We start from the raw sequence: 12,803 nt of genomic DNA, 5'->3' as shown, positions 1-12,803 counted from the left end.
TAGTGGTTTTTAGTTAAGTTATTAACATAAAATTCTTATGAAAAGGCCTTTGACCCTTCGTTGGGCTCAGGACAGGCGAGCTCAGGGTGACAGTGGAAGCAAAAGCATAATGTTAGCAGCTGTCGTGCTTTTCTGATAATGCACAACTTAAAGTTTCTATGAGATGCTTGCGGCTTTGAAAATGGCAAATAACACAAGAATAATTAAAAACCAAAATACGCTCGAAAAGAATACCACATATTGAGATTGAACTACTTCTTTTACTTGAGAACCTTCTGCAACTATTTTCTTATTACCAGTACAAAAACGCATCATGGCTCCAAAGAGTTTTTCAGGCCATAGTAATAGAGCATAAGCCAAGCGGCTTGAGTAAAACAAAAACCATGTAAAACGGTTCGAATTCTTGGTGAGCACTATTTCTTTATGGAGTACTTTCTGTTTATAGGAATTCAGGGTTTCTTTTTTGATTCCTTCCGTGATTACAGAGGTTGACCTAACGCGCATGAACATAACAATTATTCCCATGGATAAATAATCTTTCCATACTCCCGCTAGTTCAATTGACAACCAACCAAGTAAAAAATCAAACATAGGATGAAGAATAGCTCGAAATACCAAAAGAAGCTCTCTGAACCAAACAGGAATAAGAGACCAAGGTTGTTTGAGAAAAGCAAATATAATAGAATCCAGAACATTAACCATTCCGAAAGCCCCAATTATAGAACCTAGAATAATATATGAGGGTTGTTTGATGATGGGCTTGATAAACCCATTAAGTATCTCTTCCATAAACTACTATTTTATAATGTTATTTACAACTTTTCTACATTCTTGTGAGTTGTTAGGATTAGGTTATTGTTAGGTCGGACATCAATAGTTTAAAATTGCCTGTTTGTTTAAATCTAAATATTCAAAGTTAGCAATGTCCTCTACTGTAGCTGATGATGTACCTATATATATGATAACTAAATAGATGCTTAAGAGCTATATTTTCTTACTCAAATATATATAAAGCGTGCAAAACCACTACAAAACCAAACCCACAAGCAGACCAAAGGAAAAAAAAGCCGATAAAAGGTAAAATACTCCCATTCCAAACCGTTAAATACCTAATATCCTGCGCTTGCCAAAGGAGTGCGCGCTTGTCAAAACAGTCCGCACGCTTGTCAAAGTCCTTCGCGTGCTTGTCAAACCCGTCCGCGCACTTGTCAAAGTCTTTCGCGTGCCTAACAGAAGCGTCCGCGCACTTAACAAAAGCATCCGCGCGCTTGTCAAAACCTATATCCTGCGCTTGCACAAGGGCCGCGCACCTGAGTAAGGCGTCCGCGCGCCTATGTAACGTCATATCCTAACCTTACCAATGGCGTTCTCGCTCAAGCGAACCCTTAAATCCCAAATCCTAAATTAGCACTTGCTACTGATTGATAATTGTTTAAGTTTGTAAATCTTTAAAAAGAACGCCATGAAATTAAAAATTACCTTCTCATTAATACTATTCTCTGCTCTATTGGCAAAGGCTCAAGTCGGGTTTGTCGAAAATGTGGTTATAGACCCTTCGCGCTATGTGCAATCGCCTAATGGGGTAGCCTCTGCCGATTTTGATGGCGATGGCGACCAAGATGTCTTGGCCTCGTCATACTTTGGCAACCGATTAGTATGGTTAGAGAATCTTGATGGTACCGGTCATGAAGTAACGCTGCGGTCTATTTCAACAACCATTCAGGCGCCATGGGGCGTTTGTGCCGCCGATATTGATGATGATGGCGATATAGACGTGGTGGCTGCTTCCCTAGGAGGCAATAACGTGGTGTGGTATGAAAACACCGATGGCAACGGTACGTTTGTAATGAAACAGGCTTTGTTTGCCACATTGGTCAACAAAGTGATGGCGGCAGATATCGACAATGATGGCGATTTAGATTTGGTGTGGTCCTCTGCCAGCGATAGTAAGTTAAGATGGTTGAAAAACAGCGATGGCTTAGGAACTTTTAGCTCAACCGTAAATGTGGATGCCAATGCTTCCGGTGTTCCGGGTTTTTATCTGGCCGACCTTGATGGCGATGGCGCCAAGGATATAGTGTCTTCTTACGCATCATCATCGGGTTCTCACGGTGTTTCATGGTATAAAAACAACAATAATGGTTTGGGAACCTTTAGCACTCGCATAGTAATATCGACAGCAGTAAACTATGTTACTTCGGTATATGCCGGCGATTTAGATGGCGATGGTGATATGGATGTAGTATCAGCATCAGCCACTGACGATAAAATTGCGTGGTATGAAAACTTAGACGGCTTGGGTACTTTTGGGGCACAACAAGTGCTGTCTTTAACAGCAGATGGCGCCATGGTGGTTCGCATAGCGGATGCAGATGGTGATGGAGATAAGGATGTGATTTTTGGGTCTAATGACGATAAAACCATCGGTTGGTTCAAAAATGTAGATGGCACGGGCAATTTCAGTAGTGAAATCTTCATTGGGCCAAATTCCGGAGACATACGTGATATTTATTTTGCTGATATGGATGGCGATGGCGATTTAGATTTTCTGACAGCAACCAATACGGACAACAACATTACGTTGTATAAAAATACTGATGGCACAGGCGCTTTCGCTCCTGATATCCTAACCAAGCACATTGATGGTGGTCGTATTGTCGTGGCTGAAGATATTGATGGCGATGGCAATAAAGACATTATTGCGGCTTCTTACTGGGATGATAAAATATCATGGTTCAAAAATTTAGACGGTCAAGGCAATTTTCATAATTCGCAAACCATTATATCTACTACGATTAATGGTGCGACTTCGGTGTTTGTTGGCGATGTAGATGGCGATGGGTTTAAGGATGTGTTGGCTACGGCTTATTTAGATAATGCGGTGGTGTGGTATAAAAACACGGATGGATTGGGCACCTTTGCCGCGCCACAATTTATTGATACGAACTTGTATAATTCCTCTAGGGTGTACCTTTCAGATATTGACAGTGATGGAGATATGGATGTGTTTGCGTTGGGAACCACCAGAATTGCATGGTACAAGAACCTTGGGCTAGGGAGCTTTGGTCCGCAACAAACGATAGACAACATTGCTAATTTCACCATGTATGATATCGATTTTGGTGATTTGGATGGCGATGGTGATTTAGATATTTCCGTAGCGGGAAGCTATGGCATGATGCGTTTTCTGAACCTCAATGGTCAGGGAACCTTCGGCACCAGACAACTTATTGAGACCAGTAATTATAAAGCCTACTCAACTAAAATAGCCGACTTTGATGGCGATGGCGATAAGGATTTGGTATACATTGGGGATATTGGTCAAACCTCTTCCAACTCTTATTTGGGTTGGTCTAAAAATTTGAATGGTTTAGGAAGCTTTGGTCCAATTCAAATCGTAAGCACGCTTTTTTCTTATCCTAAAAGTGTCATTGTGGGCGATTTTGATAATGATGGTGATATAGATATAGCCTCATCCTCTGCCGGCAATAACTATCTGATAGCATGGTATGAAAATACAGACGGTCAAGGAGCTTTTGCCAACACACAACAGATTATTTCGCAAACAATCATCAGCCCGAACAACTTATATGCTGCTGATATTGATAACAATAACACCCTCGATATTGTCTCTATCTCTGAAGTGGATAAGATTTCATGGCATAAGAATTTAGGCGTACTGCCTGCGAATAGTATTAGTGGTTCCGTGCGTTTTGATTTGCTAAACGATGGTTGCGACGGAACCGATCCGTTGTTGAGCGGCATTTTAGTAGTTGCTACAGACAACACAACGACCAATGCTACGTTTACGCAGGAAAACGGACAGTTTCAGATTTATACAACCGGAGTAGGGAGTGTAACCACAAGAGTTGCCTCTGAAGCCGATTATTACACCCCAAGTCCGGCCACTTTTGTGTCTAACTTCACAGGGTTGGGTAATAATGACGTAGTCAATTTTTGTGTAGAACCTATTGGTGATATCGATGATTTAGCGGTGAGTTTTTATCCTATCACCCGAACAAGACCGGGATTTGATACTAACTATCGTATAGTCTATAGAAATGCAGGTCTGACGCTCTTGAGTGGTTCTGTTGTTTTTGAGTTTGATGGTACGAAATTAAGCTTCCTCAATGCAAGCGAAACAGTATCTTCTCAAACCTCTAACAGTTTGACCTTTAATTTTACCGGTATTTATCCTTTTGAATACAGAATCATCGACTTGTATTTTAATGTCTTTGCGCCACCTACGACCAATATTGGTGATGTATTAACCATTACCGCAACCATAAACCCGATAACAGGAGACAATACTGAAAACGACAATGTATTTTCCGGTAAAATAACCGCAGAAGGTGCCTATGACCCTAATGATATTACTTGTATTGAAGGTGACCAAGTGCTGATAGAAGATGCCGATGAATACCTACACTACCTGATCCGTTTTCAAAACACCGGTACTGCCGAGGCAGTTAATGTTCGTGTAGACCATGTTTTGGATAGCAAACTAGATTGGACCACGATGCAATTGGAAAGCTTGAGCCATGACGGTAACGTTACCATTCGTAACGGTAGCGAAGTGAGTTTTGTGTTTAACAACATTAATTTACCCGACAGCACTAATGATGAACCCAACTCTCATGGCTTTGTCGCTTTTAAAATTAAACCAAAGAGCAATGTAGTCTTGGGTGATGTTATCAACGCGACTGCGGGTATTTATTTTGATTTTAATCCTCCTATTATTACCAATACTGCCTCGACTGAATTTGTTCAAACGTTGTCTGTGGTAGATTTTGGTGCTAATAAGGTGTCTGTTTATCCTAATCCTACCAATGGCGTTTTGAATATTGTTTCTGAGGTTCCTATTGCGACCATTGATCTTTATAATCACTTGGGGCAATTGGTGCTTTCGGTTAAAGACGCTAACAGAATTGATATTTCTTCTTTGAATCAGGGTGTTTATCTAATGACTTTGAAGGATGTCGTCTCAGGAGCAACGTTTACCAAAATGATTGTTAAGAAGTAGTAGCGATTAAGTTTTATTGTATTTTCAACTTGCATAAGCTTAATTGAGGACTGATTTTCTGCACATCTTTATATTACCAACAAAGGGAAAGATAAGCCCATTATAAACCCTGAAAATATCTTTTTCGCGCTTTTCAAAACCATCTCGTGCCAAGAGAAACCTTATCTTAAGATGAAGGCATGGTTTTTATGTATACCGTTCAAAAAAATTGAAAGCGGTTGTTGGTGATGCGTTTTATGGTTATTGTTTTTTGAGAACAAATTCTATTCCTTGTAGATTCATGGTGAAGGAAGCGTTTGCTGGGTTGAATTTAAGTGAGGTGTTTGACACTTCAATGATGTATTCGTCTTTTCGGACAAACTTTAGGGGTTGTTTTTCTGATTTGGGTCCTGTTTTGTTTAAAAGTTCTGTGAATAAAGTATTGCCTTGTTTTGTGATTTCAACTTGCAGGGCATACATGGGGTCTGAGTTGTAAATACCGACGTATTTGTTCAGATTGTCATTGATGGCTTGTATTTCTGCTTGTAAAGTAGCTTTGTCTTGTGGGTATTGTTGGAGTTTTTGATTGATGGTGTAAACTTCGCGGTATCGGTCATCGAGCCCTTCGCTTTCCATGGCTTTTAGATAGGCACTCGCATTTTTACGTAGAGACGTGAGTAAGGTAAATTGATCTTGTTTTTCGTAAAGTTTTGAAGGCTCAAATAGTTTGTCTTGAGATACAATTCGAAGGTATAATGATTTAGCGGTAATTGAACCATATAGTTTATCAAACTCGTCGAGATGTTTAATAGTAGTTGTATAGTTTTGATTGTTAAAGGCTGTTTCAGCTTCTTCAAATTTAAGGTCGGCCATGGCGTTTTGCGCCAAAGTGATTTGGGCAGTAAGCAGGAGTAGTGTTATAAATAGTTTTTTCATGGTTGTTATTGTAAAATTCCGTTGATGTATTCTTCAAGTATACGACCTGAGTTTTTGTCTGTCCAACGGCCGGTATCAGGTTTGTCGTTATAATAAGTTCCTTCGTATTTGGTGTTGTTTTTGTTTTTTATGATGATAACTTGTCCGCTGGGTTTGCCGTCTTTGAATTGTCCTTCAATAGTTACTTTTTGGGAATCACTGTATTTTCCATACCCTCCGAGTTTATCATTTATCCAATTGCCTGTATAGTTTACTTTAGGGCCGGTTAGTACTCCATGACCTTCTTTTTTGCCCTTGCTGAAATTGCCTTGAAATTTATTTCCGTTTTGCCAGGTTACCGTGCAGTAACCTTCTTCTCTTCCGTTGGCAAAATAACCTTCCGTTCGGGAATACACAACTTTAGTGCCTAAAAAATAGCCGGTTAAAATACCTTTGCCCGATAAAAATCCGTTTTCGCATGAGCTTTCCCATGTGTAAATGACTTTTTTTTTATCGTCTTTAAAGTATTTACAGTTAGTAGTGTTTTTAACGTTTACAAAATCATCAATAGTACTGGCTTGCTCAAGTTGTATTAATGCTTCTTTATACTCTTTGAGGGTTTCAGGGTATGTAGTAAGATTTTCGTTAATGCTATATACTTCCCGAAATTTATCGTCGAGTTCTTCGCTTTCCATGGCTTTTATATAGGCAGTAGTATTTTTACGCAAGGCAGCCATTAAGGCAAACTGTTCTTCGCTTTCAAATAGGATGTCTTTATTGAGCAATTTATCTTGACAAACAATTCTAAGATAAAGTGATTTAGAGGCTAAAGTACCATAGGCTTTATCAAACTCATCAAGTTTGTCAAGAGTGACTGTGTAGTTTTGGTGGTTGAAGGCTGTTTCTGCTTCTTCAAATTTAAGATCGGCGATAGCGTTTTGAGCCATTGCACTTTGAATACTAAGAAAGAGGAAGGATAGAAATATTTTTTTCATGCGAGGTTATTGAAAAATGATGTTCTGTTATTGTTCTTGATAAGTACCATTGGTATAAATTCGGGTGACTTTACCGGAGTTTAAGTTGACGAGTTTGCCGTTATAAGGCTTTCCGTTTTGTAAAATTCCGCTGAACTCGGTGTTTGAGCTTTTGAAAAGGAATTTGCCTTCTCCGTTAGGGGCATTGTCTTTAAATAATCCGCTTGCTTTTACATTATAGTTTTCATAGACACCGTATCCTTCTAAAGAACCATTAACAAAATTTCCTTCGTACTTCGCTTGCCCTTGTTCGTAGTTATACCAAAATGCTGTACCGATGCCATTTTCTTTTCCTTCTTTCATTTTTCCAGTGTACTGATAAGACACTTCTTTGGTGCCTAAGTAGTAACCCGTTAGAATACCATCACCCGAAACAAAGCCGTTTTCGCAAACTCCTTTCCATTCATAAATCATTTTTCTATTGTTGTTTTTATAGTATTCGCAAGTTGCATTTTTAACTTTTGCGAAGTATTCTCCGGAGGCTATATTGAGATCTAGCAAGCCGACTTTATAGTCTGCTTCGGTTTTAGGAAGAAATTTTAATTCTTGGCTTATGTCATATACTTCGCGGTATCTGTCGTCTAAATCGGTCACCTGATTTACATAAGCAGCCGTGTATTTTTGGAGTGAGAAGAGTAATGCTGATTGCGCTTTGTCTTCCCAGAGTTTTTGGTCATTGAACAATTTGCGCAAAGAGATGATTCTGATGTATAATGATTTATCTGAAATGGTTCCGAGTAGTTTATCAAACTCGTCTACTTTGTTAAGGGCTAAGGAGTAGTTTTTGTTGTTGAAGGCTATTTCTGCTTCTTCGAATTTAAGATCGGCTAAGGCGCTTTCTTGTGCGAAAGTTAAGATGGATAGGAATAAAAATATTGTACTAGCTATATTTTTCATGATTTAATTTTAAAGGTATACCGAAATTTAATCTTTTTTAATTAGGCTCTCCATTAAAGAATTTGTCATTTCCATTTTTGTACCCATTTTATTTTCCCATTCTTTTGCGGTCTTTTTATTTTTTTCAACGCCAAAACCATTACGATACATTTCGGCAATTTTATATTTAGCACTTATTTTATCATATGAAAAAGCATTTTTATAATTCTCAAGGGCGTTTGTATAATCATGCTTATTAAAAAAATCATTCCCAAGTTCATAATAACAGGTTCCTATTCCTTTTTTAGCTCTTTCCTTATGTTCCGTTGAGTTGCTCTCAAGTGCTTTTTTAAACCAATTCAACGCTTCGTCATAATTTTTTTCAACACCTTCTCCATTTAAATACATTTCCCCAACATTATTTGATGCTCTCATGTCGCCAGCGTTTGCCGCTTTTGCATACCAACTTAATGCTACAGCATAATCTTTAGAAACGCCGCTACCACTATAGTAAAGTGCACCAATATTATTGTAAGGCGTTTTACCTTTATCTAGTGCTTTTTTATACCAATACATAGCTTTTTCAAAATCCTGAGTTACTCCTTGGCCTGAATGATATTGCATTGCAATCGCTTCCATTGCGTCAGCATTACCCTTATAGGTTGCCTTTAAATACCATTTATAAGCTTCTGGTTTATTAATTTCAGCACCTTCGCCATAATAGTACATTGCCCCTACGTAATAATTTGCTTCCGAATCGCCATTCTCAGCGGCTTTTAAAAACCATTCTAATGATTCTCTTTGGCTTTTAACTAGAATGCCATCAATTCCTCTATTTAAAATACGAGCTATAATCCTCATTGCAGGCGTGTATCCAGCATTGGCAGCTTTATAGTAGTACTCAATTGCTTCCTTTTCGTTTTTTTGAGTGTACTGAATTAAACCAATATGATGTTTTGCAGCAAGGTTTCCGTTTAGCTCTGCTTTTTTAAACCAGTTAATGGCTTCGTCATAGGCTTTCCTGTCATACGCGTTCACACCTTTTAAATATTCAGAAGCTTCTTTCCATTTTTTTACTTCTAAAGCTTTACTCACTCTTTCAGATATCGCATAAACCTCTCTATACCTATCGTCTAATTCGCCGTCCTGAAACGCTTTTAAATAAGCATTCGTATTTTTACTGAGATTTATAAGAATTGGAGATTTAATATCATAATAATCGTGTATGATGTCCTGCGAAACAATTCTCAAATACAAAGACTTTGAAGTAACCGAGCCAAAAACCTTATCAAACTCATCTAGTTTTTTAATTGTGGTTTCATAATCTTGTTTGTTGAAGGCTATTTCGACTTCTTCAAATTTAAGGTCTGCCAGAGCACCGCCTTGAGCGAAAGTTACTAGATTGCAACAAACTAAAAAAAATATAATTAATTGTTTCATGATTACTCTATTTTAATGGTTTTACCGTATTTGCTTTTTTTCTTTTCTTCTTCTGCTTTTTCGATGTTTCTTTTTGGTACTTCTGTTGGTTTAGAAGTGTTTATTTTTGCCGGAGCTAAATTTTGGTCGTTTATAATAATGGATTTTCCATATTTGGAGTCGGGTTTTTTATTGGTTTCCGAGTTTGCATTGTCTTTTTTAGTGCTTGGCTTTCCTTTGTAGCTAATATTGTAAATGGCTACACCATTATCTTGCAGCAAAGAAATAAAAGACTGACGGAGCTTCTCGGCTTCATCGGCGGTGTAATAATAACCATGTAGTGTTTCGGTGTATTTGGTTAGGAATTCAATTTCTTTTTTGACGGTTGAGGTATAAGCTCTGGTTCCATCATTAAAAGTGCCTATTTCGAATACGTTAGACACATAAACCGCGGCACCATATTCTTGGTTTAAATTAGCGTTATCAAAGGCATAGATAAAGTAAAAGAGCTTAGGAGCTTTTTCCCTGGAAGATAGTGGGATTTCTTTGGGTTGGTATTTATTGATAATGATACTTCGGTTGCTGATTTTTCTTAGCCTTTCATCTCTTTCAATTCTTTCGTTTTCTGCTCTTATGCGTTTTTTTTCTTCTTCACGTTCTTCCCGTTCTTCTCGTTCTTGTCGAGATTTGACCCAGGCATCAGCTATTCCCATTATTCCGTCACCGGCTGTTTGTTCTGCTGTTTTATTGGCAGTAGAGGGAGACAGGCCTAAAATTCTGTTGCTTTCTTGTCTGTTTCGTTCTAATAAATCATTAAGGTCTGCTTGGGTTACTCCGTTGTTTGAGGTGTTTTGGGTAGATGTAGCAGTGTTGTTACTAGTATAATTATTTTGACTTGTATTGTTTGAAGTTCTGGAGGTGTTAGCATATTGTCTTTTTTGCCAGGCGGCCAGTTCTTGTACTGATGCATTGGCTCCGGGTCTTGGGTCGCTGTTGGCTGTGGTGGTGGTGTTAGTGTTTTGATGATTGTTAGTGGTGCTTTCTTGCGCTGCTTGTGTATTGATGGGTTTTGCGGAGAAATTAATATTTCTAGCATTTTCTAAGGAGAAATAAGTAGTAGTGGCCGGATCAGCTTCGCCAATATGGGCATAAGCATAATTACTTTTGTTAGGTGCTACTTCGCCGGATGTTTGGAGTGTTTTCGTTATCTCACCTTTGTTTCCTCTTAAGGTTACCTCAGTAGAAAAGGTTATGTTATAAGTAATATTGTGATTGTTATACACTCTTACTTCTAGATAAGAACCAACTTTTTTAGCTTCCATGGTTATAGCAGCATGGTCCGTATCAATGCTTAAAGTTTCTTTTTCTGTCTTGGTTTGCGCAAAAATGAAGTTACCGGATAATAAGATTCCAATAAACAAAAGTGACAGTTTTAATAGATTTCTTGATTTCATTATTTTATGACTGTATTTGAGTTGATTGTGTACTTGAATTCTGCTTTTTTTTAAAAATTATCTATTTTTCAAATATATAAAAAGAGAGTTATTTCATCAAAAAATTAACTTAAAATGAATGTTGTTAGGAGAGTTGTGGGAAGGAGATTGGAAGTGATGGGAAAGAGGCTCACTTTGGTGTTAGAGGATTTTGAGTGAAAAAGCTTGTTGAAATTACAAAAATACTTTTCGGGTGAAGATTAAAACCTTTCCGGGGATGAAGTAGTAGGATGTTATTCAATTCTAGAGATAGTTAAACTTCTAGGTAGTAGTTTTTTTGGTTTAGGAAGACAGAATGGGTTATTACTTGAAACTGTGGTTAGCGGTAGTTTTCTATTTTGCATTCATTTGGCCTAAGAAGAATTTAATAACTTCCAGATTCATATTTGAGGTAGTCCAGTGTCCCACATTTTCATATGTTTTAAAGGTGACATTGATGTTAGACTTCAAATAGAAATCTTGACAGGCTACATATCTTTTTTGTACGGTTGCCCCGATGTTGTCATTGATTATTTTTCGTTCTTTTTTGCTGTATGCATCATCAAATTGCACCGCATCGTTATCATCTAATGCACCCATGTAGATCATTTGAGGAATTGATTGGTAGGTTTTAAAGTCAAATTTTTGCTGGACTATTTTTTCATAATCATTCGTTCCCAGCGGATAGTTGAGTTTATTGCCGTTGATTTCATTTTGCGGAAGCATTAGTTCTCCGTTAAACCCACCGATGGCTAATGCTTGTATTTTGTTAGGATGTAAAAATGAAAAACGATTGGTAAAAGTCGCAGAAGCTGAAAAACCGCTCATAAAAAATTTATCTTCTACTTCAATTTGCAATGCCTTTAAAACTTTTTTGGAATCATTTATCATTTCCAACAACTGCAAGTCGAGTCGTTTCAAATTGGTTGATTGTTCTAGTATAACATCTCTGTCTAAGGCGTGGGTATAAGTCAATGGTTTTGATGCCGGTCTTGGAAAAATGGGGACGAGTAAAGGTATTCTTAACTCAGTAGAGATATTATTCCCTACGGAACTTACAGAGGCTAAGTCGATAGCATGTTTTTTATGAATTTCAATGCTGTCTGTTAATTTACCCGTGTTGTTAGGTTCTACAAGTAGGAATGTCTTTTTGTTCAGTTTAGTTCCTTTCGGAATAAATAGAATATAATCGTTGTAAAATCCTTTATCGGGCTGTTTTTCAATAATAATTATACTGTCTTTCTTGATGTAGTCTGTCTGAGAATTTTGTGCAAACAAAATAGTGCCGAAAAGCGAAAAAAACAACGCTATGATTATATGTCGCATTTTAAGTGTCATTTTTGTTGTGAGTTAAGTTTGGGTTTAAGGTTGTTGATGGATGAAAGGTTGGAACAGTTGCTTGCGAACGGCTGTTAGGTGTAGTTTTATTATCAGTATCAATTGTTCTTTTTACTGTTCTGAAATTTCTTTTAATTTTTCCAATGCTTTTGGATAAGTGTTATTGAAGTACTCCAAATAGTCATCAATACTATCCATCTCCACAGTAATTGTTGTAATGCCATTATGTTCGTGAAAGCTGTAATTTTCGTGTCCGCCTGCCCATTTTTCTACTTGTTCACCTGTGGTTACTTCGGTATCTCCGTCCAAAAATCCGTAATGCCGAATGGAAATAAAATGGGCAGGCTTGTGTTCTACAATTTCAGAAACCATTCCTCCTTTTTTACCATTTTCATCTGTCCCCACAAAAAGTATTTTGCTTCCTTTGTTCCAGCTACCCTCGTAACTGGAAGTAGGGTTAAAAGTTGCTGTCCAATATTCGTAAGTGGCTTTGTTCTTTAAGCCCAGCATCGTTTCATATACTTTTTGAGCTGATGCGTTTATTTCTTTTTTAAATTGTAATTTTTGCATGGCTTCCTTTATTTTTAAAAAGTTTAAATCAGTTCGATATTTCCATATTTATTAACTTATGTTGTTTTCCGCAGTCTGCCAAATGCCTGCAAGGTCTTTCTGTAAAGTGATGTTTAAATAGCTTACAGATATATCTACCTTTTCATTATCAATATGCAGGCAAGAAGCTTACTTTCT

Annotated in this window: 9 protein-coding genes; 1 reads left to right on the top strand and 8 read right to left on the bottom strand. The window is 37.6% G+C overall.

From position 1 onward, the window contains the following. Positions 1-156: 156 nt before the first annotated feature. Positions 157-789: a hypothetical protein gene (locus tag C8C84_RS14560; protein WP_121314344.1), complete on the bottom strand. Its 633-nt coding sequence runs from the start codon at positions 787-789 to the stop codon at positions 157-159. Between the two features lie 673 nt (positions 790-1,462). Between C8C84_RS14560 and C8C84_RS14550 the strand changes: the two genes are divergently transcribed. Beyond that, positions 1,463-5,023, top strand: coding sequence for a T9SS type A sorting domain-containing protein (locus tag C8C84_RS14550; protein ID WP_121314342.1), 3,561 nt, complete (start codon positions 1,463-1,465; stop codon positions 5,021-5,023). A 240-nt stretch (positions 5,024-5,263) separates the two neighbouring features. Here C8C84_RS14550 and C8C84_RS14545 read toward each other — a convergent pair whose 3' ends face one another. The 7 genes from C8C84_RS14545 to C8C84_RS14515 all read right to left on the bottom strand — a co-directional run bounded on the left by C8C84_RS14545 (position 5,264) and on the right by C8C84_RS14515 (position 12,626). After that, complete coding sequence (locus C8C84_RS14545; protein WP_121314341.1) at positions 5,264-5,938, bottom strand: hypothetical protein; 675 nt, start codon at positions 5,936-5,938, stop codon at positions 5,264-5,266. A gap of 5 nt (positions 5,939-5,943) precedes the next feature. Continuing rightward, the gene (locus C8C84_RS14540; RefSeq protein ID WP_121314340.1) at positions 5,944-6,912 is read right to left on the bottom strand and encodes a hypothetical protein; all 969 of its coding nucleotides are present in this window, start codon (positions 6,910-6,912) and stop codon (positions 5,944-5,946) included. Positions 6,913-6,939: 27 nt separating this feature from the next. Continuing rightward, on the bottom strand, positions 6,940-7,848 hold the full coding sequence (locus C8C84_RS14535; protein WP_121314339.1) for a hypothetical protein: 909 nt from the start codon (positions 7,846-7,848) through the stop codon (positions 6,940-6,942). Positions 7,849-7,875: 27 nt separating this feature from the next. Beyond that, the gene (locus C8C84_RS14530; RefSeq protein ID WP_121314338.1) at positions 7,876-9,267 is read right to left on the bottom strand and encodes a tetratricopeptide repeat protein; all 1,392 of its coding nucleotides are present in this window, start codon (positions 9,265-9,267) and stop codon (positions 7,876-7,878) included. Between the two features lie 2 nt (positions 9,268-9,269). Beyond that, entirely contained in the window at positions 9,270-10,700 is a 1,431-nt protein-coding gene (locus C8C84_RS14525) for a hypothetical protein (protein WP_121314337.1), read from the bottom strand. 372 nt (positions 10,701-11,072) lie between these two features. Then, positions 11,073-12,044 (bottom strand): hypothetical protein, encoded by a 972-nt coding sequence (locus C8C84_RS14520; protein ID WP_147406871.1) that lies wholly within the window; start codon positions 12,042-12,044, stop codon positions 11,073-11,075. A gap of 123 nt (positions 12,045-12,167) precedes the next feature. Further along, positions 12,168-12,626, bottom strand: a complete 459-nt coding sequence (locus C8C84_RS14515) for an SRPBCC domain-containing protein (RefSeq protein WP_121314335.1) — start codon at positions 12,624-12,626, stop codon at positions 12,168-12,170. Positions 12,627-12,803: the final 177 nt, after the last annotated feature.

Source organism: Flavobacterium sp. 102 (assembly GCF_003634615.1).
Lineage (GTDB): Bacteria > Bacteroidota > Bacteroidia > Flavobacteriales > Flavobacteriaceae > Flavobacterium.
Note: the sequence above shows the minus strand (reverse complement) of the source record. Positions and strands in the feature narration are given on the sequence as shown.